The sequence below is a fragment of the Actibacterium sp. genome, from assembly GCF_055134745.1.
In genome coordinates, this window is sequence record NZ_JBSRVX010000035.1 from 1 (window position 1) to 26,699 (window position 26,699).

Below are 26,699 nucleotides of genomic sequence, written 5' to 3' on the forward strand. Positions count from 1 at the left end.
ACGTTCTGCCCGATGATCTGGGCGGGTTCGCCAATGAACTGCGGGCGCGTCTGGCCGCGCTTGATGCCGGGGCCGCCGATCTGACGGCCCTCAAAAAGGTGCTGGATACGGCGCAGACGCATTATGATACCGTCGCGCGCGGCTTGTCGGACCAGCGCCGGACGGCTGCCCTTGCCTTGGATAGTGCGATGGCGGCGGAACTTGCCCCGCTGAAGATGGAGAGGGCGGTGTTTTCCACCGAAATCACCGCCGCCGATTCAGGCCCGGATGGCTGTGATGCGGTGACCTTTACCGTTGCCACCAATCCCGGCGCGCCGTCTGGGCCGCTGAACAAGATCGCGTCGGGTGGGGAATTATCGCGGTTTTTGCTGGCGCTGAAGGTCTGCCTGACGCGCAGCGCCACCGGGCTGACAATGATCTTCGATGAAATCGACCGTGGGGTGGGCGGGGCAACTGCCGATGCCGTGGGCAGGCGGCTGGAGGCGCTTGCCAAAGGCGGGCAGGTTCTGGTTGTGACCCACAGCCCGCAGGTGGCCGCGCGCGGGGCGCATCACTGGCGGGTCACCAAGCGGGTGGAGGATGGCATGACCCTGTCATCGGTCATCCCGATAGATGACGATCACCGTATAGACGAGATTGCCCGCATGCTGTCGGGCGACACCATTACCGACGCCGCCCGCGCCGCCGCGCGCGCGCTGCTGCAGCCATAGCGGTCACAGCCCGTCAAAGGCGCATAAGGCCTGAACGTCCATGCCCATCGCTTCCAGCCTGGCGCGCCCGCCAAGGTCGGGCAGATCGACGATGAAGCTGCACCCCAGGATATTGCCGCCCAGCCGTTCGACCAGGCGAATACCCGCCTCGGCGGTGCCGCCCGTGGCAAGCAGATCATCGACCAGCAACACCGTTTCGCCCGGCTGGATCGCGTCATCATGAATTTCGACGATCGCGTCGCCATATTCCAGCTTGTAATCCTGGCTGATCGTGGTGCCGGGCAGTTTGCCCTTCTTGCGGATCGGAACGAAGCCGACCGATAACTGATGGGCAATCGCGCCGCCGATTATGAAGCCGCGCGCCTCCAGCCCGACAACCTTGTCGATGCGCTGTCCGGCATAGGGATGCAGCATCTGGTCGATACACATGCGAAAACCGCGTGGATCGGCGAACAGCGTGGTGACATCGCGAAACAGGATGCCTTCATGCGGGAAATCGACAATGGTGCGGATATAGTTTTTGACAGTTGGCTGAGTCAGCATTCAAACAACCTTCGACAGGGGCACGCCCTGTCTGGCGGATACAACGCCCCGATACAAGGCACGGCTTGCGGACAGCCTAGCGTTTGACCAGCCGAAACAGCCGATAGTGCCATTCGGGCACCCAGTTCAGGTGGGGTTTGTTCCAGTCCATCTGGTCTTGAACCAGCATGGAGCGCGCGGCCTGAAGGATCATTTTCGTATCTTTCCTGTCGGATGAAACGTAAAGTGTCGTAACGTATAATATCAGATGTATATACGTTTTTTGAAAGTCAAGGAACCGGAATGCCGCTATCGTGACCAAGAAGGCCGAAAAAAAGACAGGAAAGAAGAACAGCCAGCTGGTTTTGCGGCTGGATAAGGACGATCGCGACGCCTTTGTGCAATTGTGCAACGACATGGATACCAGCGCCGCGCGCGAAATCCGCGGGTTCATACGCGGGTTCCTGAAAGATCACCAGAATGGCGATTGATATCGCCTATAACACCCGCCCTGCCACCGCATCCAGCCGCGCCAGCAGGGCCGGATCACGTTTGTCGGGCGCGGTCAGGATTGCGTGGTCCAGCGCGTGATCGCAGCCCGCCGCGCAGGGGGCCAGCAGCGCGGGCAGGCGGGCGATCAGGGCGCGGGCCTTGTCGGCATTGTGGTGCATCGTGGCGATGATCTGGGTGATATCGACCGCGCCGTGATCGGGGTGCCAGCTGTCATAATCGGTGATCATCGCGACCGAGGCATAGCAAAGCTCTGCCTCGCGGGCCAGTTTGGCCTCGGGCATGCCGGTCATGCCGATCACGTCACAGCCCCAGACATCCCGATACAGTTTCGATTCCGCCAGCGTTGAAAACTGCGGCCCCTCCATCGCCAGATAGGTGCCGGTGTCATGCACCGTCACGCCGCTTGCGCGCGCCGCCGTGGCGCAGGCCGCCGACAGGCTGGGGCAGGTGGGATGGGCCAGGCTGACATGCGCGACACAGCCGGTGCCAAAGAACGATTTTTCACGCGCGAAGGTGCGGTCGATATATTGATCGACGATCACGAAATCGCCCGGCGCGAAATCTTCGCGGAAGGAACCGCAGGCCGATACCGACACCACATCCGTCACACCCAGCCGTTTGAGCGCGTCGATATTGGCGCGATAAGGCACCGCCGACGGCGCATGCACATGCCCGCGCCCGTGACGTGGCACAAAGGCCATGGGCATATCGCCCAGGGTGCCGGTCAGAATTTCATCCGACGGTGGCCCCCAGGGTGTTTCAACCCGCTGCCAGCGCGCATCGGCCAGCCCGTCGATATCATATACGCCCGATCCGCCGATTACCCCGATCATCCGTGCCATGTCTGCCCCTGTGCCTGTGTTGCGGGATCAGTTTGCACGGCTCGCCCTGTGATTGAAAGCGGCTGATAAGGTTCGGGACCAATTTCATTCGCGCCATGCCGGTTCGGTGGTTTTCACCGGCGCCTGTATGGGATAGGACCGCAGACGCAATCAAACCGATCCATATATCAGGAATGCCCGTGGCCCGATCCCTTCTTGCCGCCTTTGTCGACCGTTACCCGCTGTCCGATCTGTCGATGTCGCCGCAGGGGCTGACGCCTGCGCGCATCAAGACCGAAATCCTGTCGGGGCTGACCGTCGCGCTGGCGCTGGTGCCCGAGGCGGTGGCCTTTGCCTTTGTGGCCGGGGTGCATCCGCTGGTCGGGCTGTATGCGGCCTTCATGGTCGGGCTGATCACCGCACTGATCGGCGGGCGGCCTGGGATGATCTCGGGGGCGACCGGGGCGCTGGCGGTGGTGATGGTGGCGCTGGTGGCGGATCACGGGGTGGAATATCTGTTCGCCACCGTGGTGCTGATGGGTATTTTGCAGGTGCTGGCCGGGGTATTCAGGCTGGGCAAGTTCATCCGCCTGGTGCCGCATCCGGTGATGCTGGGCTTTGTCAACGGGCTGGCGATCGTCATTTTCCTGGCGCAGATGACGCAGTTCAAGGCGGATGGCCAATGGATGACGGGCTGGCCGCTGGTGACGATGCTGGCACTGGTCGTGGCGACGATGGTCATCATCTGGGGCATGCCGAAACTGACACGGGCCATCCCTGCGCCGCTGGCCGGTATCGGGATCATCGCCGGGCTGGTGATCGCGTTCGGCATCGACGTGCCGCGGGTGGGCGATATGGCGTCCATCAAGGGCGGCTTGCCGCAGTTCCATTTTCCGGGCGTGCCGCTGAACCTGCAAACGCTGGAAATCATTGCGCCCTATGCGCTGATCCTGGCCGCGATCGGCCTGATCGAAAGCCTGCTGACCCTGAACCTGGTGGGCGAGATCACCGGCAAGCGCGGCGGCGCATCGCAGGAATGCATCGCCCAGGGCACGGCCAATGTGGTGACCGGGTTCTTTGGCGGCATGGGCGGCTGTGCAATGATCGGCCAGTCGATGATCAACGTCAAATCGGGCGGTCGGATGCGGCTGTCGGGCATTTCGGCGGCGCTGTTTTTGCTGCTGTTCATTCTGGTGGCCAGCCCGCTGATCGAACAGATACCGCTGGCCGCGCTGGTGGGGGTGATGTTCATGGTGGTGATCGGCACCTTTGCCTGGCAATCGTTCAAGATCATGCGGAAGATCCCGCTGACTGATGCGCTGGTGATCGTGCTGGTGACGATCACGACCGTTGTCACCGATCTGGCCATCGCGGTGGTGGTGGGGGTCATCGTGTCGGCGCTGGAATATGCCTGGACCAATGCCAAGCGCATTCACGCGAAAACCTATGACACGCCTGAAGGCGCCCGTGTTTACCAGATACAGGGGCCGCTGTTCTTTGGGTCGGCCGAAGGGTTCATTCAACTGTTCCAGCCGCAAAGCGACCCGGCCCGCGTGGTCATAGATTTTGCCGACAGCCGCGTGGCGGACCAATCGGCGTTGACCGCCATCGAAAACGTGGCCGCCAAGTACGAGGCCGCCGGCAAGCAGGTGCAATTGCGCCATCTGAGCCGCGATTGCCACAGCCTGCTGGCGCGGGCGGGGCAGTTGATGGTGGATTCGGATGACGACCCCGATTACCAGATCGCCACCAATTATTCGGTGCGCACCGGCATTCTTGGCGCGGGCCATTAGGGGCGTTTCAGGCTGAACAGATCGGTGACGGCGGTATAGTCGTTATAGCCAAGCCGCGCCAACGGCTGGAATTTCAGCACGTCAAAACGGCCATCAGTCAGGCAATCGTCGCGCAGATGGATGCCTGTGACCTGGCCGAAAACCACGAAATTCGCCTCGCCTGCAAGCGGCACGATCTGCGTCAGGCGGCATTCCAGGCTGGCCGGGGCATGGGCCACGCGCGAACAGGCGATGGTGTCGCATTGCGCGCGCGCGATATCGGCCGCGGCGAATTCATCCGCCCCGCGCGGCAAGGCCGCCGATGTACGGTTCATCGCATCCCGCATCGCATATTCGACGATATTCACGCAAAACACGCCGGTTTCGCGTATATTGGCCACGCTGTCCTTGGTTCCGTGACGGTCAGGCTTGGCGGTGGTCGAGGCGAACATGACCTGCGGCGGCACATAGGCCACCGCATTGAAAAACGAATAGGGCGCCAGGTTGTCTATCCCATCGGCGTCGCGCGTTGAAATCCAGCCGATGGGCCGGGGCGCCACAATGGCGTTGAACGGGTTATGCGGCAAACCGTGGCCCTGTTCGGGGCGATAAAACATGTTGCTGGCTCCGGGTCTTGTTTGCCCAACAGCTAGCCGCGTGCTAGGGGCGTTTCCAGAAAAAACCGAACAAAGGATCGGGCAGGGGTGAGACAGGACATCACGCTTCAGACCGAAACCCCCGCCGACTGGTGGGAGGTCGAGGCCCTGTTCGACCTGTGCTTTGCGCCGGGGCGCACTGCGCTGTCGTCGTATCGGTTGCGCGATGACGTGCCGCCGGTGGCTGATCTGTGCATGGTGGCGCGCGATTCTGACGGGAGCCTCGCCGGGGCAATTCGCTATTGGCCGGTGCGGGTGGGCAAACATGACGCGCTTTTGCTGGGCCCGGTGGCCGTGCACCCCACGCATCAGGGCGAAGGTCTGGCGGCGTTGCTGATCCAGGTCACGTTGGAACGCGCCGCGGCGCTGGGCTGGGCGCGGGTGATGCTGGTGGGCGATGCGCCCTATTACGGGCGCTTCGGCTTCGTGCGGCTGAATGGTGTGGTGATGCCTCCACCGACCAATCCCGACCGGGTTCTGGGCTATGATCTGATCGATGGCGCATGGCGCGGTGTACGCGGCAAGGTGCGGCGCGCCGTCTGAGGATGCTTGCGCAGGGCACGGCACGGCCCCATGTTTGGCATATGCAAAGCGTGGGGCATGTCGATGACTGGCACAGAACTTATCGTGACAACAGAGCCTGAGGTGGCGCTTGATGCGCTGGCGCGGCGCTATCGCCAGGCGTCCGGTCCCGGTATGCGGGTGCTTGGCTTGGTGGGCGGGCAGGCCGAGAATTTGCTGGAGCGCCTGCCGGATACGATAAAGGACCGGCTGGAAGCCGCGACCGAGGCCGCCCTGCGCGCCGCGCTGAATGCTGCCGCCCGCAGCCGGGGCGGGCGATTGCCCGATGGAACCGCGCGCCAGACCACGATTGCCGCCGCAACCATGGGGGCGGCGGGCGGCTTTGGCGGCTTGCCTACGGCACTGGCTGAATTGCCGATCACGACCACGGTTCTGATGCGGGCAATTCAGGGCATAGCCACGCAATACGGGTTTGACCCGGCCGATGATGACGTGCAGGCGGAATGTCTGCAGGTCTTTGCCGCCGCCGGGCCATTGATGCGCGACGATGCTGCCGATCTGGGCTTCCTGACTGCGCGGGTCACGCTGACCGGTCCGGCGGTGCATGGCATGATTGCACGCGTGGCCCCGCGCCTGGCGGCCGCGCTGGGGCAGAAACTGGCGGCGCAGACCGTGCCGGTTCTGGGGGCCATGTCGGGGGCGGCGATCAACATGATTTTCGCGCGCTATTATCAGGAAATGGCGCATATCCGGTTCGGGCTGAAGGCCCTGGCCCGTGACAGTGGCCGGCCCCAGGCTGATCTGATCGAAGCGTTACGTGACCGGATGCAACCCCGTCTGCGCAACAAGGGGACGGCGGCCTGATCGCGCCGGGCATCGCCAATATCGTTTATTTACAGGAAATTGGATGCCAAAGCTGATGCTATCCGGTCGCTGCGCCGTGGCGTCAGGTCACCCAATCCTGACCGCGCATCCAGTCCATCACCGCAGCGCGAACCGACTGGGCGCCGCTGTCGCGCGCCGTATCAATAACGGCGCGGGCATCGCGCAGATCGACCCGGCGCAGCAGGTGCTTGACCGGCCCGATCGAGGCCGGGCGCATTGACAGCGAGCGAAAGCCGATGGCGGCAAAGCACAATGCCTCGATCGGGCGGCCGGCATCTTCGCCGCAGAATGATAGCGGGGTACCCGCGTCATCGCAGCGATCGACCACGCGCTGCAAAAAGGTCAGATAGCTGACATTCAGCGTGTCATAGCGCCGGCGCACCCGTTCGTTTTCACGGTCGGCCGCAAAAAAGAACTGTTTCAGGTCATTGCCGCCGATGGATATGAAATCGGCCAGCTCAAAGAACTGGCGTGGTGCAAAGGCCAGGCTGGGGGTCTCCAGCATCGCGCCGATGCGCACCGAAGCGGGCAGGGCATGGCCCAGTTTTTCCTCGCGGTCGATTTCGCGCAGCAGGTGATCGCGGGCGGCGGTGAATTCTTCGAACTGCGCCACGAAGGGAAACATCACATGCAGCGGCCGCCCGTTCGCGGCCCGGATCAGGGCCTGCAACTGCATCCGCATCACGCCGACCTTGTCCAGCCCCACGCGAATTGCCCGCCAGCCCATCGCGGGGTTGGGTTCGTCCTGCGGTTTCATATAGGGCAGCACCTTGTCTGACCCGATATCCAGCGTGCGGAAGGTCACCGGCTTGTCTTGCGCCGCATCCATGACGCGCGCATAGAGCGCCGCCAGTTCGTCGCGGCGGGGCACCTTGTTGCGCAGCAGGAACTGCAATTCTGTGCGAAACAGGCCAACCCCTTCGGCGCCCGAACCCTTCAACGAGGGCAGATCGGCCATCAAGCCGGCATTCATCAGCAGGGTTATATGGCTTCCATCCAGGGTTTCGCAGGGCTTTTCCCGGATCGAGGCATAGCGTTCCTGCGCCTTGGCGTGCATTGCGGTCTTGTCGCGAAAGGCGGCGGCGACGGCCTCTTCGGGGCGCAGGTGCACCACACCGCGATCGCCGTCGACCAGGATCGTGTCACCGTTCAGGGCCTCGGTGGTGATCTGCTTGGCATTGATCACCAGCGGAATCGCCAGCGCACGGGCCACGATGGCGGCATGGCTGCCAACGGATCCGTCCTCCAGCACGACACCCTTGAGCGTGCGCCCATAGGCCAGCAATTCGGCCGGCCCGATATTGCGCGCCACCAGTATCGGGTTTTCCGGCATCTCGGCCCCCGTTTCGGACCCTTGCCCGGTCAGGATGCGCAGCAGCCGGTTCGACAGATCGTCCAGATCATGCAGGCGTTCGCGCAGATAGGGATCGGGCACGGTCTGCATCCGGGCGCGGTTGGCAGATTGTTCCTTTTCAACAGCCGCTTCGGCCGACAGGCCGCGGGCGATGTCCTCTTCCATCCGCCGGATCCAGCCGGGCGAATTGGCGAACATGCGATAGGCTTCCATCACCTGCAATTGCTCGTGATCGCCCGTGCGAGCGATGTTCAGCATATCATCCAGCGACAGGCGCAATTGATTCAGCGCGCCGGTCAGGCGGTCCTTTTCGCTTTCGGTATCGTCGGCCACCAGATTGGTGACAACGACACGGGGTTCATGCAGCCAGACATGGCCTTCGGCCGCGCCTTCCTGTGCACTGGTGCCATGAAAATTGGCCGGGCGTTGATGCAGCGCCGACAGGGCCGCGCCTTCGCCGACAAAGGCGCCCAGTTCGGTCATCTCGGCCAGAACCATGGCGACAACTTCCAGCGCGTAAACCTCATCTGCGGAATATTCTCGCGCCCGTTTGGATTGCACGACCAGCACGCCCAGGCGTTCGCCCAGACGCTGGATCGGCACCCCCAGAAAGGACGAATAGATTTCCTCGCCGGTTTCGGGCATATAGCGAAAGCCTTTTTCGGCGGGAGCATTGCCGGTGTTCACGGCGGTTGCCGTGCGCGCCACGCGCCCGACCAGACCTTCGCCGACCCGCAACCGGGTCTGGTGCACGGATTCAGCTTTCAGCCCTTCGGTTGCACAAAGTTCCAGCGTTTCGGAATCGCGAAACAGATAGATCGAGCACACTTCGGTATGCATCGAATCTGCAATCAGATGTGTAATACGGTCCAGCCGCTCCTGCCCGGCGGCGGGTTCGGCCATCACATCGCGCAAACGGCCCAGCAGTTTGCGGCTTTCGCTTTCACTTGTCTCGGGCATTTGCCCCCAATTTCAGGCTGCTTTATCCAGTCCGAACACATCATGAAGGGCTTGCACGGCAAGTTCCATATATTTCCGGTCGATCAGCACGGATATCTTTATCTCAGAGGTTGCAATGACCTTGATGTTGATACCTTCCTGGGCGAGCGCGCGGAACATCGTGCTGGCAACGCCGGTATGGCTGCGCATACCGATGCCCACGACCGAAACCTTGGCGACATCGGTATCGGCGACCAGCGATCCAAAGGCGATTTCGCCCCGGTCGCGGGCCTTGTTTATCGCGGATTGGGCGCGTCCGACCAGATTGATCGGGCAGGAAAAGGTCATGTCGGTGCGCCCTTCCTCGCTGATGTTCTGCACGATCATGTCGACATTCACACCTGCTTCGGCCAGTGGACCGAAGATTGCGGCGGCGATGCCGGGCCGATCCTCGACCGCTGTCAGCGTCATTTTTGCCTCTTCGCGGGAATAGGCGACACCGGATACGATATTCTGTTCCATGATTTCCTCCTCGTCGCACACCAGCGTGCCCGAAGTTTCGGTATTTTCCTCAAAGCTCGACAGCACCCGCAGGCGCACCTTATAACGCATCGCCAGTTCGACGGAACGGGTTTGCAGAACCTTGGCCCCCAGGGACGCCAGTTCCAGCATTTCCTCGAAGGCGATCTTGTCCAGCTTGCGCGCCTTGTCCTCGATGCGGGGATCTGTGGTATAGACGCCGTCCACATCGGTATAGATGTCGCAGCGTTCGGCCCCGAAAGCGGCGGCAAAGGCCACGGCGGTGGTATCCGATCCGCCCCGGCCCAGCGTGGTGATCCGGCCTTCGGCGCTGATGCCCTGAAAGCCGGCGACCACGGCCACCTTCATACCTTCGGCGAACTTCGCGTCGATATTGGCGCGGGGGATTTCCTCGATCCGGGCGGACGAATGGGCGGAAGTGGTTTTCAGCGGCACCTGCCAGCCCTGCCAGCTGCGCGCCGGCACGTCCATTTCCTGCAAGGTCAGCGCCATCAGCCCGGCGGTGACGTTTTCGCCCGACGACACGACCGCATCATATTCGCGCGCATCAAACAGCGGCGAGGTGCTTTCGACCCAGCCGACCAGCTCATTGGTCTTGCCCGACATCGCCGAGACGATGACGATCACGTCATAGCCACGGTCAACCTCGCGCTTCACCTTTTGGGCGGCGTTCTTAATGCGATCCAGATCGGCGACAGACGTGCCGCCGAATTTCATAACGAGAAGCGGCATGACAGCCTCTGTGCCTTTTTCAGTTGCGGCCTGTGTTAGGTCAAGCGCCGGGCAAGGGCAAGTGGGTCAAGGGGGGTATGCCACGGGTGCGGGTCAGAACGGGTGGTCCTGGCCGTCCCAGGTTTTGAAACAGCCGGTATTGGCCAGCGACAGCGCGGCAAACTGCGCGCGCAGCCCTGCGGCGGCCTGTTGGGGTGTGATTTCCGCCGATGCGCCGCCCATTTCGGTCTGCACCCAGCCGGGGTGATAGATACCCACGGCAATGCCGCGCGGTTTCAGATCAGTGGCCAGATTGCGGCCCAGGTTCAGCGCCGCCGCCTTTGAGGCGCGATAGATATACGACCCGCCAGGCGCGCGGGTATCGGACCCCATCTGCGATGAAATGATCGCGATTTTCGGTGTGTCGGACAATGCCAGATTGGGCAGCAGGTTCTGCACCGTCAGAAACACACCCGTGACATGGGTTGCGAACATCCGTGCCCACATATCAGGGGGATAGCCGGTTTCCAGCACCTGCCCCTTGTCCAGATAGACCCCGGCATTGCATACGATCAGGTCGATGCGCCGGCCCGACAGCGCGCGCGCCAGCGCCTTGTGCGATTGTGGGTCGGTGACATCCAGCCGCTGCCAATCGGCCCCGGCCACCACCGGATGATTGCCGCGTGCCGTGCCGATGGCCGGGCCTTGGGCTGCATAATCCGTCAACATCTGCAAGCCTATGCCGCGGTTCGCGCCGGTAATGAGGGGGGTCATGGGATATCCTTAATTGGCTTTGCGGCCGGGTGCAAAGGGCAAGGGGGCAACGGGCACGCCGTCCTCCAGCAGGGCGCGGGCCTCGGCCGGTTTGGCCTCGCCATAGATCATCCGCTCGGGGGCCTCGCCCAAGTGGATGCGCCGGGCCTCGGCCGCGAAGCTGTCACCGACATAATCGGCGTTGTCCTCGATCTTGCGGCGTAATTCTGCCAGCGCCTGCTGCGCGGGCGAGGCAGGCCCGGTCAGGGCGCGTTCGCTGCGTGTCGGGGCGCCGACATGTGGCGCCATCAGATCCTTTTCAACGCCGGTGCCGCCGCAAACCGCGCAAGACAACAGGCTGCCGGTTTGCAGCTTTTGAAAAGCGTCAGCAGATTGAAACCAGCTTTCGAACTGGTGACCTTCGGCACATTTCAGCGCATAGCGGATCATGGGCACCCCTTGCGATCATTTGAAACCAAGATAGGCATTTGTAACGGATTTACAAAGTGCGGACCGGACAGGCCATCACCGAAACGGGCGCGGATCGAAATTTTCCAGGATATGCGCCAGTTCGGGTTCCTGAACCCGCGCCGACGCCTTGCGGGGTGAAAACCATTTCAAGCGACGTTCGCCTTTTTCGGGAAAGTCAGCCGCCAGACGTTTGACCCGCAACGGGAAGACCGCGACCATACAGGGCAAGGTGCTGCCCGGTTCCAGCACTTTGTCATAGGAATACAGGCCCACCACCGTGTCATAAACCTTTCCCACGACGCCAGCTTCTTCCCAGGCTTCCTGCGCCGCTGAATCGGCTGGTGCCTTGCCGTCGACCGGCCAGCCCTTGGGGATGACCCATCGCCCGGTATCGCGGCTGGTGATCAGCAGAACCTGCGGATTGTCACGCAGAACACGAAAGCACAGCGCCGCCATCTGGGTGCGCGGATCGGTTTCGGTCGTCTGGCCGGACCGCACCGGCGATTGGGACGACTTTTCCAGGCTCACGTTCGCTCGCTCATATCATATGCCGGGTCTTTGGCCCGGTTGATCAATCCATTGTGCAAATGCTGTCACTTCATTGCAGATAATACAATAGAAAGACGTCAGCAAAATGGCAAAGCCGTGCCGGTCAGCCCTGTGCGATTCCTGTCAGAAGGCGCAGCCGGTCCAACAGGGGGCGCAGGCCGGGGCCGTCGCGCAATGCGGTCATCACCGGCGCTGCGCGTGCCACCATATCGGCGATCTTGTCGTGATCCAGCAACAGCAGGGCCGCGGTAATGTCATCCGCGCCCGCGACGGTGATCGCGGCCCCCGCGGCATCAAGAGCGGCGAAACTGTCAGCAAAATTTTCCACATGCGCGCCATGCAGCAGGGCGCAGCCATGGGCGGCCGGTTCAAACGGTGTATGCCCGCCGCGCGGCACCAGCGAACCGCCGACAAACACAACCCCGGCCAATTCATACCACAGCGGCATCTCGCCCAGGGTATCGGCCAGAAAGACCTGTGTTTGCGCATCCGGCACCTGACCCTGCGATCGGATCGCGGCGCGCAGCCCGTTGCGGTCGATCAGGCGCAGGATCTCGTCACGCCGCTGGGGGTGGCGGGGGGCCAGGATCAGCTTCAGCCCGGGGCGTTTCGCCAGCGCCGCCGCGAAGCCGCGCAGCACCAGCGTTTCCTCACCATCATGGGTCGAGGCCGCCAGCACCGTTCTGGCCCGCTCGAAACCGGGTCGCAGTTGCGCCAGAACCCGGGCATCGGCCGCGCCCGCCGCCGTGTCAGTCTTCAGGTTCAAAACCGGGCCAAGGGCGGTTTCGGGCAGGCCAAGCGCCAGCAGGTGACGCTCTGACGCGCTATCTTGTGCCGACAGATAGGCGATGCTTTCCATCACGCGCCGCGACAGGCCCGGCAGACGCGCCCAGTTCGCGGCACTTCTGGCCGACATTCGCGCCGATACCACGATAACGGGGCGCGACAGGCGCTGCATCAGGACCATGCGGTTGGGCCAGAGTTCATTTTCGATCAGGATCAGAGCATCAGGCTGCCACCGCGCGATGGACCGGCGCAGCACCGGGCGCAAATCCAGCGGCGCCAGCCGTATATCGGTGCGCGCCAGCGCCCAGCCCATGGCCAGGTCGCGCCCGGTGATGCTGTTGCAGGTGATGATCAGGCGCAGCCGCGGATCAAGGGCCAGCAGTGCGTCGATCAATCCGCGCGCGGCGGTCAGTTCGCCGTTCGAGGCCGCATGCAGCCACAGAACCGGCCCGCGCCGCTGGCCGTCATGGGTATCGGGGGTCAGCGCCAGGCGTTCGCGAAGGGCGGCGCGCCCGTCCCGCAGCGCCAGACGCAGCACAAGAAACGGGGCGACCAGACTGATTGCAATTCGGTAAAGAAACACGCGCGGCCCATCATGATGTCTGGCCCAAGCCATAGGCAAGCCCCGCCCGGCTGACAAGCCCGGCAGGGCACAAGGATGCTATTCGGCGGCCGGTTTGGGTTTGCGGCCGGGCAGGCGGATCAGTTTGCCGCCGCGGTCGGCATTCTCGCGCTTGTTCGAGCGGGTGACGATCATCAGCAGCGATGGCGTGACGATCAGCGTCAGAACCGTGGAAAACGCCAGCCCGAACACGATGGCGCTGGACAGCGAAATCCACCACTGGGTGGATGGCGCGCCAAAGGTCGTTTCATGCGACATCAGTTCCAGGTTCAGCCCGAACGCGATCGGCAGAACCCCCAGGATGGCGGTCAGCGCGGTCAGCACCACGGGGCGCGCGCGTTCACGACAGGTTTCGCGGATTGCCTCTAGCTTGTCCATGCCTTCGCGGCGCAGGTGGTCATAGGTGTCGATCAGAACGATATTGTTGTTCACCACCACGCCCGCCAGCGCGATGATGCCGATGCCGGTCATGACCACGCCAAAGGGCTGGCCCATAATCAACAGCCCCAGGAACACGCCGATGGTGGACAAGACCACCGCCGACAGCACCAGCCCCACCGATACGAAATTGTTGAACTGCGCCAGCAGCACCACGAAGATCAGGAACAGCGCGGCGCCAAAGGCCTTGGCCAGGAAGGCGCCTGCTTCTTTTTGTTCCTCATCTTCACCGGCCAGTTTCCAGCGCACGCCGTATTGATCCAGATTGGCGGCCTCAAGCTGGGCGGTAATGGCCTGACGCACGGCATCGGCCTGCACGCCTTCGCGAATGCCGGCCTCGACTGTCACGGTGCGGCGCGCGTCGATGCGTGTCAGTGTGCCGGTTGATGGAACCGGGTTGCGATCCACGAAATTCATGATCGGCACCGAGCCCGCAGCGGTTTCAACCCGCAGATCGTCCAGCGCGGTCACGGTGCGCCGGTTTTCGGGCAGGCGCAGGCGGATATCAACCGCGTCATCCGACCCTGCAGGGCGGAAATCGGTCAGTTTCAGCCCGCCTGTCACCAATTGCACCACCGCCCCCACCGAGGCCGGGGCCACGCCATAGCGCGCGGCTTCCGAGCGATCCACCACCAGTTCCCAATCCACGCCCGGCGGTGGCAGACCGTCGGATATGTCGATCACATCCGGCGTTTCGGCCAGCTTGGCCGCCACCGATCGCGCGACATCGGGCAGGGCCACGGGGTTGTCGGCGCTCAGCTCGATCTGGATGGCCTTGCCGGTGGGCGGGCCGGCCTGCGGCACCGAAACCTCGATCAGCGCGCCGGGAATACCGGACATGGCAATACGAAGGTCGGCCAGAATGTCATTCGCGCCCTTGCGTTCGCGCCAGTCTGCGAATTCGTACTGGATGACGCCAACCACATCTTCGGCGACTTCATTGCCACCGCCGCTGGCCTTGCCCACGCGGGTATAGACCGAGGTGATGCCGGGCCAGCCCAGTATCCGGGCCTCGGCCTGGCGGACCAGGGTGTCTTTTTCGTCGATCGACAGATTGCCGCGGGCATGAACATAAAGCAGGCCGTAATCGGGTTCGACATCGGGGAAGAATTCAACCCCCTTGCCGTATTTGCCATAGGCCACCGGCACCGCAACCAGCATGGCCAGCGCCACCGACAGCACGATGAACGGATGGCGGATGGCGCGGTTGACGACCCACATATAGGCGCCGTCGCGTGCGGCCTTGGTTTCCTTGACCGGCTTGGCGATCAGCGCGCCCAGTGTGGGGGTGAACACCAGCGCATAGAGCATTGACGCCGACAAGGTGGCGATCAGGGTGATCGGCATGTATTTCATGAACTCGCCCACAATGCCCGGCCAGAACAGCAGCGGCGAAAATGCGGCAACGCGGGTCAGCGTGGCGGCGATGACCGGACCGGCCATCCGTTTGGAGGCCAGAACGAAAGCTTCGCGCTTGTCCATGCCTTCGGACATGCGGCGTTCGGCGAATTCGGTGACGATGATCGCATCGTCCACCAGCATCCCCACCGCCAGGATAAGGCTGAACAGCACCACAAGGTTGACGGTCAGCCCGGCCATCGACAGGCCCAGTATCCCCATAAGGAACGATGCCGGGATCGCCAGACCGATCAGGATCGAGGCCCGCCCCGTCAGGGCATACAGGATCACGATGAACACCAGGATGACAGCCGTCAGCACGCTGTTTTGCAGATCCGTCAGCAACTGGCGGATAGAGGTGGATTTGTCCTGGCTGAACGACAGCGTCACCCCGTCGGGCAGTTTTTGAGTGAATTCCTGCGACAGGGCTTTGACCGCGTCGACGGTTTCGATCAGGTTCGCGCCGGTGCGTTTGGAAACCTCGATGGCGACGGCGGGCTTGCCGTCCAGCCTGGTAATGGTTTCGGCATCCTTATAGGTGGCCTGAATCGTGGCGATATCGCGGGCGCGCACCACGGCCGATCCGTCTGAGACGACCGGCAGGTTGGCCACGTCTTCGACCGTTTCGATCAAGGACGGCACCTTGACTGCGAAACGCCCGGCATCGCCTTCGACCGCGCCGGCCGCGATCAGGCTGTTATTGGCGCCGACGCCCGCCACAAGCTGATCCAGCCGCACGCCATAAGATGTCAGGCGCACCGGATCGATCACGATCTCGACCAGATCGTCGCGCACGCCTTGCAGGGCGGCGTCCAGAACGCCGGGCACCTCTTCGATGCGGTCGCGCAATTCACGCGCGGCGGTGGACAGAACCCGTTCGGGCAGATTGCCCGACAGGGTAACGACCAGCACCGGGAATTCAGAGATATTGACCTCGTTTACGGTGGGTTCGTCGGCCCCCTGCGGCAGGTCGCGCTTGGCATCCTGAACCTTGTTGCGCACGTCATCCAGGGCCTTGTCCAGATCAGTTCCCGCCTGAAACTCGATCAGCACGTTGCCGCCACCCTGATAGGCGGTCGATGTCATCTGCTTGATGCCCGAGATGGATTTCAGCGAGGTTTCCATCGGCCGCAACAGCAGGCGTTCACTGTCTTCGGGAGAAATGCCCTGATAGCCCATGCTGACATAGATGATGGGGATCTGGACGTCGGGCTCGGCCTCTTTGGGGATCGAAATATAGGCCATCGCGCCGGTGATGAACAAGAACAGCAACAGGCTGAGCGTCAGCCGGGTATTGCGAATGGCAAGTTCGACGATATTCATGGCTATTGGGCACCCGCGCCCTTGGAAATGACGGCGTTCACCCGCTCGCCATTCTTGACCAGATCCTGCCCCGACACGATGACGCGACTGTCTTTCGACAACCCGGTAACAATCAGGCCATCACGGTTTTCATCCAGCACCTGGATCGGCAGCGATGCGGCGATGCCGCCCTGATCGACCACCCGCACGGCCAGTGCCCCATCCGCCGACAGGATCACGGCGGATGCCGGCAGGTTGGCGGCTGGCAGGGCAGGGGCGCGCAATGTGACTTCGGCCGTCATGCCCGACCTGATCGCGCCCTGGGGATTGGGAACCTCGATCTCGACCGGATAGGTGCGAGTCTGACGCGATGCCTCGTTTCCGATATAGCGGATCTTGCCGGATACCTTCTGCCCGTCGGCCAGCCGGATATCCGCCTGGCTGCCGACCCGGATGATACCGACGTCGATTTCGCTGATGTCGCAGGTGATCACCATGGGGTCCAGCGACAGCAAAGTGCCGATTTCGGCACCCGGCTGCACCCAACTGCCCTGTTCGGCGATGACATCATCCATGATGCCGCCAAAGGGCGCGACCACATTCAGCCGATCGGCCCCGGATTGCGCCTGTTCCAGTTGCGATTGCGCCTGCGCCAGCGCCGAGCGCGCGGCATCCAGCTGCAATTGCGGATAATCGCCGCGCTTGAACAGTTTTTCCGCGGCTTCGGCCTCGCGCTGGCGCTGTTGCAGCAGGGTTTCTGCAGTATGGACCGCGGCCAGGATATCGGCCCCTTCAAGTGAGGCAAGCACCTGATCCTGCTCGACGTGCTGGCCTTGCGTCACGTTCAGCTTTGCGATGATGCCGCTGGAACGGGCCACCAGCGTTACCCGCTTGTCCGGTGCGGTCTCGCCGGGCACCACGATGGCGCGGGCATGATCGCTGAGAACGGGTGTAACATAGGCGACCGTTTTCAGCGCATCGTGCGGGTCAGCCTGCGGTGCGCTGCCGGATGCGGTTTCCTCTGGCGCCGCCTGCGCGCTGCCGACCGAGGAAAACTCGCCCGTGGCGACCCAGACCACCATGGCAATCGCAACCACGATGGCCGCAAAGCGGTGAAACGGTTTGAATATTTTCATCATGATGTGGTTGTCCTCGCCAACTGTGGCGGTTGTAAGATGTGACGGTCTTCGCGGCAATCCGGGGCGATCTGTCGCATCTTATGTCTCAAAAACAATACCATTCATACAGTCATGGGTCCCGTAAAAAACCGGGCGCATCTCAATTGTCAAAGTATTTGGTGTGGAAATTGATCTTGCGCAACTGTCAATTGCGGGGCGACGTAGCGTCAACCACATGATTTTCAGACGGTTGCGCCAATAGAGGCGCCTGGAGGCGAGTAGGAGAATCGAACTCCTGTGCACGGATTTGCAATCCGCTGCGTAACCACTCCGCCAACTCGCCAGGCTGCGCCGACATAGCGCAAGGTCATTGCCGGTGCAAGCGTCTGAAAACCTATGCGGATGTTGCCGTGCCAATGTTTCTGTGGCAAGACAAGGCCGATCGCTTTCAGACCAAGAGTTTCATCCATGACAGATTATGCCACCCGCCGCCGGATGATGGTCGATACACAGGTCCGGCCATCGGATGTCACCAAATACCCGACCATCGACGCGATGCTGACGGTCCCGCGTGAGGCATATGTGCCACCGGGGCTGCGCGAAACTGCCTATATCGGCGAACATGTGCCGCTGGGGGGCGGGCGCGTTGTGCTGGATCCGCGCACGCTGGCCAAGATGCTGGATGCGCTGGATATACAGCCCACCGAGATGGTTCTGGATGTCGGATGCGGGCTTGGCTATTCCACAGCCGTCATCGCGAAACTGGCCGAAGCGGTGGTTGCTGTCGAACAGGATGCGGGGATGGCGGCGGCTGCACAGACTGCGCTGTCAGAACATGGGGCGGACAATGCCGCGGTGATCGAAGGCGATCTTGCCGCCGGATCGGCCAAGCATGGCCCCTATGACGTGATTATCCTGCAGGGTGGCGCAGAGCAGATCCCTCCCGCTCTGATTGCGCAATTGCGGCCCGGAGGCCGCATCGCCGCAATTTTCATGGAAGGGGCCTTGGGGCTTTGCCGGATCGGGTATATGATAGGCGAAACAGTGACTTGGCGCTTTGTCTTCAACGCAACGGCCCCGGTATTGCCGGGATTTGAGCGGCAGGCAGAATTTTCGCTTTGAAATCTGCGCATTAGACGCAGAGAAAATCGGAAGACCGGCGCTGTAACAGGGGTATTCCAGGCCCGATCGGTCTGGATTGATTTGAAGGCAGAGGCAGGATCAGATGAAAAAAGGTTTTCGTGGTGCGGTTGTCGGACTGCTGGCATTCGCGGCCCTGAGTGGCGCATCGGCAACAGCGGGGCGGGCGGAAACGCTGACCGATACGTTGATCCTGGCCTATAAGAACAGCAATCTTCTGGAACAGAACCGGGCGCTGTTGCGCGCTGCGGATGAAGGCGTTGCGCAAAGCATCGCGGCCTTGCGCCCTGTTCTGGCCTTTATCGGTAACGCCGGTTACAGCGATCCGTTGCAGGGCCCCAGCGGCCTGGCGGCGTCTGCATCGCTGAACCTGAGCATGAATGTCTATGACGGTGGGGCCAGCAGGCTGGCAATCGACATCGCCAAGGAAAGCGTCCTGTCAGCCCGCGCCGGTCTGGTGAATGTCGAACAATCCGTGCTTTTGGACGCGGTTCAGGCCTATATGGATGTTCTGAGCGCCTCGCAAACCGTGACGCTGGGGGAAAGCAATGTTCGGCTGATTTCGGAACAGCTGCGCGCGGCAGAGGACCGGTTCGAAGTCGGCGAAGTGACCCGCACCGATGTATCGCTGGCCGAATCCTTTCTGGCTGCATCACGTGGTAATCTTGCGGCTGCGCAGGGCAGCCTTGCCGTAGCGCGCGAGGCGTACAAGGCCGCGACCGGGCAATATCCCCAAAATCTGTCGAGCGCGCCCACCGCGCCGGTTCTGCCTGCTTCGCTGGACGAGGCGCGCGCGATCGCGGTGCGCACCCATCCGGCGATTCTGGCGGCCCAGCATGACGTGACCGTTGCGGAAATGACCGTGGCGCGGGCGCGCGCGGCGCGCGGCCCTTCGGTTTCGGTGCAGGGGGCCTATACGCAATATGACAGCGACCGCGACAGCAGCAGCGTGGGCTTGCAACTGAACCAGACGCTGTACAGTGGCGGGGCGCTGAAATCGTCAGAGCGTCAGGCGGCGGCAAATCGCGATGCCTCGCGCGCGGCCCTGCATCAGACGGTCAGTCAGGTCGAACAGCAACTGGGCGGCGCCTGGGCGAACCTGGCGGTGACGCGGGCGCAGCTTATCGCCGCCAATCAGCAGATCGAGGCGGCGCAGCTTGCCTTTGAGGGCACGCGCGAAGAGGCCCGTCTGGGGTCGCGCACCACGCTGGATGTGCTGAACGCCGAACAGGATCTGCTGGATGCCCGCAATGCGCGCGTGCAGGCAACCACCGGCCAGTATGTCGCCGCTTATCAGGTGCTGGCCCGGATGGGGTTGCTGACGGTCGATTATCTGAACCTGGGCATCCCGACCTATGATCCGGCTGCCTATTACGATGCGGTGCGCAATGCGCCCGTGCGCAGCGTGCAGGGTGACAAGCTGGACAAGGTGTTGAAAAGCATCGGCCAAAAATGAAACCTCTGCCATAAATGTTGTAGGAGGGGGCGACCCGCGCTACTCTTTTTCAAAGGCAGAAGGAAAGGCCGGCCATGTCTGACCCAGTCAAGCGAATGGACATCGAGGATGTGCTGTCGTCGATCCGGCGACTGGTCGCGGACGAGCCTGCACCACAGCCCGCCGCTGCCCCGGCGGCGTCCCACGCACCTGACAAGCTGGTTCTGACCTCTGCCTTCCGGGTATCCGCGCCAGTAGAGGCGGAGGAAAACAGCGATACGCAGGCCGACCAGACCCCGGACGGGGCGGAGCCCCGGATCGCTACACAGCCCGCCACGCCACCGGATGCCACGGCGGAGCAGGCGCCCGAGCCGCTGGACAATGCCATTGACGAAGCGGCTGCATCTGAACTGTTGGCCGATGCGATTGCCGAATCCCAGACATTCGAATTTCTGACATCGGGCAATGTCGCGGCCGGCGCTGACACGGCCATCGAGGATGTCGATCCCGAAGAAGACATGCCAGAGGCCAATGCCGCCCCTGCCGGCGACCCTTGGGACAATGTCTCGCTCGAAGATCGGATCGCCGATCTTGAGGCAGCGATTTCCGCCCGCGACGAGGACTGGGAGCCCGATGGCAGCGAGATGACGCCGCCGCGTGAATTCGAAACATTCGATTTCGATGGCGTGCCGACGGACGAGCCGCAGGTAAGGGACGACGCGGATGATGACATTTCCGACGACCTGGACGACGAGAGCGCTGAGGCCGATGAGACCGAAGGCAGCGGCGGCCTGTGGGATGATGAAGACCCCGCAGTGCTGGACGAAGACATGCTGCGCCAGATGATCAGCGATATCGTGCGCGAAGAGCTGCAGGGCGCGCTGGGCGAGCGGATCACCCGTAATGTGCGCAAGCTGGTGCGCCGCGAGATCAATCGCGCGCTGGCCAGCCGCGAACTGGATTAGATATCCTTAATGCGGAACAATGAAAAACGCGCCCCGAAAGGGGCGCGTTTTTTTCTGTTCAGGTTTCTGATGGTCAGGCGGCTTCGGCCTGTTCCTGCTGGTGGCGGCGTTCGCTTTCCTCGCGCGACAGCGCCACGGATGTGCGCACACCGCGGCTGACAAATTCCATCAGCCCGGTCACAACCCGTTCATTGGGGTCGATACCGGCGCAGGACAGAACCTCGCGTCCGTCGCGCGAACGCGCCCAGCGGGCGATTTGCTCGGGTCCGTTACCGTATTTCTTGTCATCGGCAATCGCGTCATCCAGCGCGGCCAGCACGACCGCGGCGAAAAGCTTGCGCGACCGGTTGCCCTGCTCGTGGTTGAAAGCGGTGCCATCAACGAAATCCTTCATCTCGTCGTCCTTTTTATTCTTGCTCTTGCGTTTCAGGCGTGGGCTTGGATACGACTTTTATTCAACGATTCGGTATGGTCCATTTGGAATATCACCTATGCGTTCAGTGCATGGCTGAGGGTCTGGGCACACCGTATTTAGTCGTCTTGTCACGCGTTCTTCGCCAATATATAGGTGCGGACCAAATCCGATCAACCTTTTTGCGAAGTAATGCCACATGCCAAAAATCAATGGTAACGAAATTCGCCCCGGAAATGTGCTTGAACATGACGGCGGTTTGTGGGCGGCCGTGAAGGTCGATCACGTAAAGCCCGGTAAAGGCGGGGCTTTTGCGCAGGTCGAGTTGCGCAACCTGCGCAACGGCACAAAATTGAACGAGCGTTTCCGCAGCGCCGACAAGGTCGAGCGGGTGCGCCTTGACCAGAAGGATCAGCAGTTCCTTTACGAAACCGACGGGATGCTGGTGTTCATGGATTCCGAGACCTATGAGCAGGTCGAACTGCCGGCAGAGATTCTTGGGGAACGCCGCCCGTTCCTGCAGGACGGTATGACCGTCCATATCGAATATCACGAGGACGAGGCGCTGAACGCGACCCTGCCGCAAAAGGTGATCTGCAAGATCGTCGAGACAGAGCCGGTTGTCAAAGGCCAGACCGCTGCCAACAGTTTCAAGCCCGCGATCCTGGACAATGGCGTGCGTATTCTGGTGCCGCCCTTCGTGGGCCCCGACGAAGATATCGTGGTGAACACCGAGACGATGGAATATTCCGAGCGCGCCTGATCTTCACGCGGATTGGCAGGAACCGCCGCCGTTGCATGAACGGCGGCGTTTTATTGAGTATTTATTCCAAGAAGATGCGACAGGGCGAGATGGTGTCAGCCCAGGTTGATGCCCAGAATGACCATCATCAGGCCGATCACCGACACGAACAATGCCCCCATGTTCAGGGCCACGATCTTTTGAAGGCGCGCGCGTATTGCATCGTCGGACAGGCCGGCCCGTTTGGCGCGCAGTGCCAGCTGGATACACCGCAGCAACCCCGCCAGACCGATCACGGAAATGGCGGCCCCGGCCCAGATCAGACTATCCATTGCGATGCTCCCTTTGGTTTGAACCGGCGGGTAACCGATCATGCTGGCCAGTGCAAGTGCACCGGGGGGTTGCGGGCGCCCGCGGCGGGCGCTATCGCGGGGCTTGAATCCGCAGACGAGGTGAGGCCCAGATGAACGACATAGTATCCGACACGACCTATCGCGTGACCGCAGACGAATTGCGGGCCTTTATCGAGCGGATCGAACGGCTGGATGCGGAAAAGAAAGATATCGCCGACCAGCAAAAAGAGGTCATGGCCGAGGCCAAGGGGCGCGGCTATGACACCAAGGTGATCCGCAAGGTTATCGCGCTGCGCAAGCGCGACCGCGATGACATTGCCGAGGAAGAGGCGATTCTGGAGATGTATAAAGAGGCGCTGGGCATGTAGGCGGGCGGGTTACGGCGTTATGAAGGTGATGCCGTCCATCCGCTCAATTTCGAACAGGTCTTCTTCGTAGATTTCCGTCAGATCCTCGATCAGGTCTTCGCTCCAGCCGGGCAGGTCGATTTCCAGTTCGATTTCTTCGGGCAGGGCGAATTTGTCCAGAAAGGCTGCGGTGATGCGCCGGCGCTGCAATTCGTTGCCGGGTGGGTTGCGCTGGATATAGTCGCGCATCCGTTTCAGGCCGTTTTTTGACATCAGGCCGGCCACGAAATCATCGGCGCCGTCCATGTGCATGCCGGGCGGGTGGCCGGACAGGCGTTGCAACAGCTCTGTCCAGATCAACGGCGTATCCTCGTTACACCATACGGTCAGCATGGCATCGGGATTGGCGTCGCGCATGCGACGCACGGTATCGGACCAGCGCAGGGTTCGCACGGGAATATCGCGGATGAAGCTGCGGAAATCGGCCGCGCGCGAGGCTTCGAACAGGGCGGGGATATAGGTCGCGGGGTTGCGGATAGCCAGAAACAGTTCGGCCTGTGCCGAGGGAAATATCTGCGTCAGCCAAAAGGATTTCTGATCGCCCGCCGCATAGATCGCATTGGCGTCCAGCGCGCGGTCGGGGGCGCTGAGAAAGGACGCATTCGACAGGATCAGCCGGCGCCCCTGCGCGCCATCGGTCAGGGTGTTTAGCAGCGCCTGTTCCGCTTCGGCACTGGCCGGTGCGCCGCGCAGAGAGATCATCGCCTCGCGCAGGGCGGTTCTATAGCGGCCGGGGCCGGGAACCAGAATTCCCTCGCCGCCCAGCGGGCCCTTGTTGTTCAGCAAGCATTTCAGCAGCCGGTCTTCGTCGGTGCAATGCGCCCCCAGATGATAGACGACCTGCATATGACCCCTAACTTACCACGGGTTGTATGAACGTGTGATACAGCAGCTTTTCTGGACAGTGAAGGCACATTGCGGTAATGGCATTTTATGATTGACCAAAACACTCGGACAAAAAGCCCGATCCATTGGCCGCTTCGGGTTGATCCGTGGTCGGCAGGGGCGGTGCTGATTGCCGTTCTGGTCTTGCTGCCCATCGTTTCTGTGGTCTTTCTGGCGCTGAACCCGGTGCAAAACATCTGGCCCCATCTGATGCGAACCACCTTGCCCCGCTATCTGGGCAATACCGCGCTTTTGATGATCGGGGTGGGGGGGCTGTCGGCGGCGGTCGGGGCCGGGGCGGCCTGGCTGATCACGATGTATCGCTTTCCGTTGTCGCGCTGGCTGGAATGGTTGTTGCTGTTGCCGCTGGCGATCCCGGCCTATGTGGGGGCCTATGCGCTGGTGGATTTTCTGGAATATGCCGGGCCGGTTCAAACGGGCCTGCGCGCGCTGTTCGGCTGGTCGGATGCCCGCGATTACTGGTTCCCCGAGATCAGGTCGCGCGGCGCGGCGGTTCTGGTCCTGTCGGCGGCGTTGTATCCCTATGTCTATCTGCTGACACGCGCGGCATTTCGGGAACAATCGGGCGGCGTGTACGAGGTTGCCCGTGCCCTGGGCGCGGGGGCGCTGGGGCGGTTCTGGCGGGTGGGGCTGCCACTGGCGCGCCCTGCGATCGCGGCCGGAACGGCCATCGTGATGATGGAGACGGTCAATGATTTCGGCGTTGTCGATTTCTTTGCCGTGCAGACGCTGACAACGGGCATCTTCAGCGTATGGCTGGACGGGGGCAATGCTGGCGGTGCGGCGCAGATCGCGCTGGTGATCCTGATGGTGATTCTGGTGCTGATGGCGATGGAAAAGGTCAGCCGGCGGCGAATGAAGTATTTCAACCCTCCGCGTCACATACGCCCGATCGCCCCGATCCGTCTGGGCGGCCTGTGGGGCTGGGGAGCAACGGCGCTGTGCGTGATCCCTTTCGGCTTTGGCTTCCTGCTGCCGGGGGGGGTGATCCTGTCCCATGCAATGGGCGCGCAGGGTGGCTGGACGGCGCCGCAATTGATGCCGGCCCTGCTGCATACGCTGGGGGCGGGCGGGGCGGCAGCGGGGCTGACGGTGGTTGCGGCGTTGTTCCTGATCTATGGGGTGCGCCTGTCGGGGCGGGCCTTGCCGCGACTTTTGTTGCCAGTGACCACGATTGGCTATGCCGCGCCCGGCGCGGTTCTGGCGGTCGGCATCCTGATCCCGATGGCGGCCTTCGATCACGCCCTGGCCGATTTCATAGAGGCCGCGATTGGGGTTGATATCGGGCTGCTTGTCACCGGATCGGCCTTCGCGGTTGTGCTGGCTTATGTGGTGCGTTTTTTCGCTGTTGCACAGGGGGCAGTGGATGCCGCGATGGGGCGTATACCACCCAGCCTGCCCATGGCCGCGCGATCGCTGGGCCGCAGTGCCCGGGGGGCGCTGGCGGCGGTCTATCTGCCCCTGATACGCGGATCTGTCGGCACGGCGCTGTTGCTGGTCTTTGTCGATTGCGTCAAGGAATTGCCGGCCACCTTGCTGTTGCGCCCATTCGGTTTCAACACGCTGGCCACGCGGGTCTATGAAAAGGCATCGCTGGAGAACATCGCCGATGCTTCGCCCGCGGCGCTGCTGGTGATCGGCGTGGGCCTGCTGGCGGTCTTGTTGCTGGCACGGGCCAGTCGTTAGACCCGTTTGCACTTGCACGTTTATTCGGCTGCCGCTAAATGCAGGGCAATGCCCCTATAGCTCAGCTGGTAGAGCATCTGATTTGTAATCAGAGGGTCCGCGGTTCGAGTCCGTGTGGGGGCACCATTCAATCCGCTTGCATTCAAATGGGCCGCCGGTGATGCACCGCCAAGGGCGGCACCGTTTTGATCGTTGAACAAAATCAGGCCTGTCGGTGCGTGAGGCCGCATTTCGTATTCAGGCGCAGCGGGCGGCATGGACCGCCTGCCGCGAGGATCGCAGGCGCATCGGCAACTGTGGGTGTTCCGGTGCCGTCAGGCGCTGGCCGACAAAGGCTGGCGATGCAGCGCAAGCGGTTCGCAGCCCTTGCGACGGGCCAGGAAGGGCGGGCGGGGCCGGACCGCGGCAAAGGGCGCGGTCAGCCTGTTCGATACGGCGTTGAACACGAAAAAGGCGTTCGAACGCGGGTTCGGTGTGATGTTGCCGTTTGATCCGTGCATCGTGTTGCAGTCAAAGAAGATCACCGTGCCCGCGGGCCCTGCGACATGGTCGATGCCGAACCGGTCGGACAGGCGGCACAGGCTGTCCTGTGAAGGCGTGCCGATTTCCTGTTTGCGCAGCGAGGTCTTGTGGTTGTCCTGCGGGGTTTCGCCCTGACAGCCGATGAAGACGCGCTGCGAGCCTGGCATCAGCATCAGCGGGCCGTTCAGCGCGTCATTGTCGGTCAGCAGGATCGAGGCCGACAGCGCACGCATGCGCGGCATACCGTCTTCGGCGTGCCAGGTCTCGAAATCGGAATGCCAATAGAATTCCTTGCCGGTGAAGCCGGGCTTATAGTTCAGGCGCGACTGATGGATATAGATATCATCCGCCAGCAATTGCCGCGCCACCCCGGCCACCCGCTGCGATCGCGCCAGCAGGTCGAACAGCGCGTGATGGGTTTCCAGCCGGAACAGCGTGCGCAGTTCTTCGGCGCCCGGTTCATAGACGGCATCATCGCCCAACGCGCCTTTGGGCGCCTCGCGCAGTTCTGTCGCCGCCTGGACAAGGGCGCTTACCTCGTCAGGGGTGAACAGGTCGCGCTGGACCAGATAGCCATTGCGTTCATAGCTGGCGACATCGTCCGCCGACAGGGGCGCGTGGTCGCCCTCTGGCTGCGATCCTGTCCAGACGACCGGGTCGGCGCGTTCTATCCATCGTTCACCATCCGGCAGGCGCGTCGCATAGGGATCGGCCTGCGAATGCAAATCTTCGCGTGTCTGTCTATTCAT

26 protein-coding genes and 2 tRNA genes are annotated in these 26,699 nt (G+C 62.3%); 12 read left to right on the plus strand and 16 right to left on the minus strand.

The genetic code is table 11. The features are described 5' to 3' along the window. Positions 1-710 (plus strand): DNA repair protein RecN (locus tag ACTCHC_RS07565; protein WP_463021876.1); only part of this gene is annotated, 710 nt, incomplete at its 5' end. Between the two features lie 3 nt (positions 711-713). Here the strand turns inward: ACTCHC_RS07565 and ACTCHC_RS07570 are convergent. Then, complete coding sequence (locus ACTCHC_RS07570) at positions 714-1,253, minus strand: adenine phosphoribosyltransferase (protein ID WP_463021877.1); 540 nt, start codon at positions 1,251-1,253, stop codon at positions 714-716. A gap of 293 nt (positions 1,254-1,546) precedes the next feature. Here ACTCHC_RS07570 and ACTCHC_RS07575 point away from each other — a divergent pair, with 293 nt between their 5' ends. Next, a complete protein-coding gene (locus ACTCHC_RS07575) occupies positions 1,547-1,723 on the plus strand; it encodes a hypothetical protein (RefSeq protein WP_463021878.1) in 177 nt (58 codons plus the stop codon). 6 nt (positions 1,724-1,729) lie between these two features. On the opposite strand, the gene ACTCHC_RS07580 is transcribed toward ACTCHC_RS07575, so the two are convergent. Further along, positions 1,730-2,587: an S-methyl-5'-thioadenosine phosphorylase gene (locus ACTCHC_RS07580; RefSeq protein ID WP_463021879.1), complete on the minus strand. Its 858-nt coding sequence runs from the start codon at positions 2,585-2,587 to the stop codon at positions 1,730-1,732. 236 nt (positions 2,588-2,823) lie between these two features. Here ACTCHC_RS07580 and ACTCHC_RS07585 point away from each other — a divergent pair, with 236 nt between their 5' ends. Further along, positions 2,824-4,359: a SulP family inorganic anion transporter gene (locus ACTCHC_RS07585; protein ID WP_463021935.1), complete on the plus strand. Its 1,536-nt coding sequence runs from the start codon at positions 2,824-2,826 to the stop codon at positions 4,357-4,359. Here the strand turns inward: ACTCHC_RS07585 and ACTCHC_RS07590 are convergent. Beyond that, the gene (locus ACTCHC_RS07590) at positions 4,356-4,955 is read right to left on the minus strand and encodes a flavin reductase family protein (protein WP_463021880.1); all 600 of its coding nucleotides are present in this window, start codon (positions 4,953-4,955) and stop codon (positions 4,356-4,358) included. The two genes, ACTCHC_RS07585 and ACTCHC_RS07590, sit on opposite strands and share 4 nt — an antisense overlap. Before the next feature lie 87 nt (positions 4,956-5,042). Here ACTCHC_RS07590 and ACTCHC_RS07595 point away from each other — a divergent pair, with 87 nt between their 5' ends. Next, the gene (locus ACTCHC_RS07595; protein WP_463021881.1) at positions 5,043-5,537 is read left to right on the plus strand and encodes a GNAT family N-acetyltransferase; all 495 of its coding nucleotides are present in this window, start codon (positions 5,043-5,045) and stop codon (positions 5,535-5,537) included. 63 nt (positions 5,538-5,600) lie between these two features. Further along, positions 5,601-6,380 (plus strand): EcsC family protein, encoded by a 780-nt coding sequence (locus tag ACTCHC_RS07600; RefSeq protein ID WP_463021882.1) that lies wholly within the window; start codon positions 5,601-5,603, stop codon positions 6,378-6,380. 82 nt (positions 6,381-6,462) lie between these two features. On the opposite strand, the gene ptsP is transcribed toward ACTCHC_RS07600, so the two are convergent. The 9 genes from ptsP to ACTCHC_RS07645 all read right to left on the minus strand — a co-directional run bounded on the left by ptsP (position 6,463) and on the right by ACTCHC_RS07645 (position 17,725). Continuing rightward, on the minus strand, positions 6,463-8,715 hold the full coding sequence (gene ptsP, locus ACTCHC_RS07605; RefSeq protein WP_463021883.1) for a phosphoenolpyruvate--protein phosphotransferase: 2,253 nt from the start codon (positions 8,713-8,715) through the stop codon (positions 6,463-6,465). 12 nt (positions 8,716-8,727) lie between these two features. Beyond that, positions 8,728-9,966, minus strand: a complete 1,239-nt coding sequence (locus tag ACTCHC_RS07610) for an aspartate kinase (protein WP_463021884.1) — start codon at positions 9,964-9,966, stop codon at positions 8,728-8,730. A gap of 93 nt (positions 9,967-10,059) precedes the next feature. Continuing rightward, positions 10,060-10,719: an SDR family NAD(P)-dependent oxidoreductase gene (locus tag ACTCHC_RS07615; RefSeq protein WP_463021885.1), complete on the minus strand. Its 660-nt coding sequence runs from the start codon at positions 10,717-10,719 to the stop codon at positions 10,060-10,062. 9 nt (positions 10,720-10,728) lie between these two features. Next, entirely contained in the window at positions 10,729-11,148 is a 420-nt protein-coding gene (locus tag ACTCHC_RS07620) for a DUF1178 family protein (protein ID WP_463021886.1), read from the minus strand. Positions 11,149-11,223: 75 nt separating this feature from the next. Beyond that, positions 11,224-11,697, minus strand: coding sequence for an NUDIX hydrolase (locus tag ACTCHC_RS07625; protein ID WP_463021887.1), 474 nt, complete (start codon positions 11,695-11,697; stop codon positions 11,224-11,226). A gap of 124 nt (positions 11,698-11,821) precedes the next feature. Then, a complete protein-coding gene (locus tag ACTCHC_RS07630) occupies positions 11,822-13,087 on the minus strand; it encodes a 3-deoxy-D-manno-octulosonic acid transferase (protein ID WP_463021888.1) in 1,266 nt (421 codons plus the stop codon). 78 nt (positions 13,088-13,165) lie between these two features. Beyond that, entirely contained in the window at positions 13,166-16,285 is a 3,120-nt protein-coding gene (locus ACTCHC_RS07635; protein ID WP_463021889.1) for an efflux RND transporter permease subunit, read from the minus strand. 2 nt (positions 16,286-16,287) lie between these two features. Beyond that, positions 16,288-17,403, minus strand: a complete 1,116-nt coding sequence (locus ACTCHC_RS07640) for an efflux RND transporter periplasmic adaptor subunit (protein ID WP_463021890.1) — start codon at positions 17,401-17,403, stop codon at positions 16,288-16,290. A 248-nt stretch (positions 17,404-17,651) separates the two neighbouring features. After that, positions 17,652-17,725, minus strand: a tRNA-Cys gene (locus ACTCHC_RS07645). A gap of 125 nt (positions 17,726-17,850) precedes the next feature. On the opposite strand from ACTCHC_RS07645, the gene ACTCHC_RS07650 reads away from it, so the two are divergent. The 3 genes from ACTCHC_RS07650 to ACTCHC_RS07660 all read left to right on the plus strand — a co-directional run bounded on the left by ACTCHC_RS07650 (position 17,851) and on the right by ACTCHC_RS07660 (position 20,922). After that, positions 17,851-18,504 (plus strand): protein-L-isoaspartate O-methyltransferase family protein, encoded by a 654-nt coding sequence (locus ACTCHC_RS07650; RefSeq protein WP_463021891.1) that lies wholly within the window; start codon positions 17,851-17,853, stop codon positions 18,502-18,504. Between the two features lie 103 nt (positions 18,505-18,607). After that, on the plus strand, positions 18,608-19,978 hold the full coding sequence (locus tag ACTCHC_RS07655) for a TolC family outer membrane protein (RefSeq protein ID WP_463021892.1): 1,371 nt from the start codon (positions 18,608-18,610) through the stop codon (positions 19,976-19,978). Positions 19,979-20,052: 74 nt separating this feature from the next. Further along, positions 20,053-20,922 (plus strand): hypothetical protein, encoded by an 870-nt coding sequence (locus ACTCHC_RS07660; protein ID WP_463021893.1) that lies wholly within the window; start codon positions 20,053-20,055, stop codon positions 20,920-20,922. A 73-nt stretch (positions 20,923-20,995) separates the two neighbouring features. Here the strand turns inward: ACTCHC_RS07660 and ACTCHC_RS07665 are convergent, their stop codons facing one another. After that, on the minus strand, positions 20,996-21,316 hold the full coding sequence (locus tag ACTCHC_RS07665) for a DUF6280 family protein (protein WP_463021894.1): 321 nt from the start codon (positions 21,314-21,316) through the stop codon (positions 20,996-20,998). A gap of 217 nt (positions 21,317-21,533) precedes the next feature. Here ACTCHC_RS07665 and efp point away from each other — a divergent pair, with 217 nt between their 5' ends. Continuing rightward, the gene (efp, locus tag ACTCHC_RS07670) at positions 21,534-22,097 is read left to right on the plus strand and encodes an elongation factor P (RefSeq protein WP_463021895.1); all 564 of its coding nucleotides are present in this window, start codon (positions 21,534-21,536) and stop codon (positions 22,095-22,097) included. A gap of 95 nt (positions 22,098-22,192) precedes the next feature. Here efp and ACTCHC_RS07675 read toward each other — a convergent pair whose 3' ends face one another. Further along, positions 22,193-22,408 carry a hypothetical protein gene (locus tag ACTCHC_RS07675; RefSeq protein ID WP_463021896.1) on the minus strand — a complete coding sequence of 72 codons (216 nt, stop codon included), beginning with the start codon at positions 22,406-22,408 and terminating at the stop codon, positions 22,193-22,195. Positions 22,409-22,539: 131 nt separating this feature from the next. On the opposite strand from ACTCHC_RS07675, the gene ACTCHC_RS07680 reads away from it, so the two are divergent. After that, positions 22,540-22,797, plus strand: coding sequence for a DUF2312 domain-containing protein (locus tag ACTCHC_RS07680; RefSeq protein WP_463021897.1), 258 nt, complete (start codon positions 22,540-22,542; stop codon positions 22,795-22,797). Between the two features lie 9 nt (positions 22,798-22,806). On the opposite strand, the gene ACTCHC_RS07685 is transcribed toward ACTCHC_RS07680, so the two are convergent. Next, positions 22,807-23,682, minus strand: coding sequence for a hypothetical protein (locus ACTCHC_RS07685; protein WP_463021898.1), 876 nt, complete (start codon positions 23,680-23,682; stop codon positions 22,807-22,809). A gap of 87 nt (positions 23,683-23,769) precedes the next feature. Here ACTCHC_RS07685 and ACTCHC_RS07690 point away from each other — a divergent pair, with 87 nt between their 5' ends. Both ACTCHC_RS07690 and ACTCHC_RS07695 read left to right on the plus strand, forming a co-directional pair. Continuing rightward, positions 23,770-25,428, plus strand: coding sequence for an ABC transporter permease (locus ACTCHC_RS07690; RefSeq protein ID WP_463021899.1), 1,659 nt, complete (start codon positions 23,770-23,772; stop codon positions 25,426-25,428). Between the two features lie 50 nt (positions 25,429-25,478). Next, positions 25,479-25,554, plus strand: a tRNA-Thr gene (locus tag ACTCHC_RS07695). 188 nt (positions 25,555-25,742) lie between these two features. Here the strand turns inward: ACTCHC_RS07695 and thpD are convergent. After that, positions 25,743-26,699 (minus strand): ectoine hydroxylase, encoded by a 957-nt coding sequence (thpD, locus tag ACTCHC_RS07700; protein WP_463021900.1) that lies wholly within the window; start codon positions 26,697-26,699, stop codon positions 25,743-25,745.

Bases quoted from the DNA above. Each gene is read 5' to 3' on its own strand.
- ACTCHC_RS07580 (WP_463021879.1), bottom strand. From the start codon at position 2,587: ATGGCACGGATGATCGGGGTAATCGGCGGATCGGGCGTATATGATATC.
- ACTCHC_RS07675 (WP_463021896.1), bottom strand. From the start codon at position 22,408: ATGGATAGTCTGATCTGGGCCGGGGCCGCCATTTCCGTGATCGGTCTG.
- ACTCHC_RS07590 (WP_463021880.1), bottom strand. From the start codon at position 4,955: ATGTTTTATCGCCCCGAACAGGGCCACGGTTTGCCGCATAACCCGTTC.
- ACTCHC_RS07610 (WP_463021884.1), bottom strand. From the start codon at position 9,966: ATGCCGCTTCTCGTTATGAAATTCGGCGGCACGTCTGTCGCCGATCTG.
- ACTCHC_RS07665 (WP_463021894.1), bottom strand. From the start codon at position 21,316: ATGAAGGATTTCGTTGATGGCACCGCTTTCAACCACGAGCAGGGCAAC.
- thpD (WP_463021900.1), bottom strand. From the start codon at position 26,699: ATGAATAGACAGACACGCGAAGATTTGCATTCGCAGGCCGATCCCTAT.
- efp (WP_463021895.1), top strand. From the start codon at position 21,534: ATGCCAAAAATCAATGGTAACGAAATTCGCCCCGGAAATGTGCTTGAA.
- ACTCHC_RS07685 (WP_463021898.1), bottom strand. From the start codon at position 23,682: ATGCAGGTCGTCTATCATCTGGGGGCGCATTGCACCGACGAAGACCGG.
- ACTCHC_RS07680 (WP_463021897.1), top strand. From the start codon at position 22,540: ATGAACGACATAGTATCCGACACGACCTATCGCGTGACCGCAGACGAA.
- ACTCHC_RS07650 (WP_463021891.1), top strand. From the start codon at position 17,851: ATGACAGATTATGCCACCCGCCGCCGGATGATGGTCGATACACAGGTC.
- ACTCHC_RS07690 (WP_463021899.1), top strand. From the start codon at position 23,770: ATGATTGACCAAAACACTCGGACAAAAAGCCCGATCCATTGGCCGCTT.
- ACTCHC_RS07615 (WP_463021885.1), bottom strand. From the start codon at position 10,719: ATGACCCCCCTCATTACCGGCGCGAACCGCGGCATAGGCTTGCAGATG.
- ptsP (WP_463021883.1), bottom strand. From the start codon at position 8,715: ATGCCCGAGACAAGTGAAAGCGAAAGCCGCAAACTGCTGGGCCGTTTG.
- ACTCHC_RS07660 (WP_463021893.1), top strand. From the start codon at position 20,053: ATGTCTGACCCAGTCAAGCGAATGGACATCGAGGATGTGCTGTCGTCG.
- ACTCHC_RS07570 (WP_463021877.1), bottom strand. From the start codon at position 1,253: ATGCTGACTCAGCCAACTGTCAAAAACTATATCCGCACCATTGTCGAT.
- ACTCHC_RS07635 (WP_463021889.1), bottom strand. From the start codon at position 16,285: ATGAATATCGTCGAACTTGCCATTCGCAATACCCGGCTGACGCTCAGC.
- ACTCHC_RS07585 (WP_463021935.1), top strand. From the start codon at position 2,824: ATGTCGCCGCAGGGGCTGACGCCTGCGCGCATCAAGACCGAAATCCTG.
- ACTCHC_RS07640 (WP_463021890.1), bottom strand. From the start codon at position 17,403: ATGATGAAAATATTCAAACCGTTTCACCGCTTTGCGGCCATCGTGGTT.
- ACTCHC_RS07620 (WP_463021886.1), bottom strand. From the start codon at position 11,148: ATGATCCGCTATGCGCTGAAATGTGCCGAAGGTCACCAGTTCGAAAGC.
- ACTCHC_RS07655 (WP_463021892.1), top strand. From the start codon at position 18,608: ATGAAAAAAGGTTTTCGTGGTGCGGTTGTCGGACTGCTGGCATTCGCG.
- ACTCHC_RS07600 (WP_463021882.1), top strand. From the start codon at position 5,601: ATGACTGGCACAGAACTTATCGTGACAACAGAGCCTGAGGTGGCGCTT.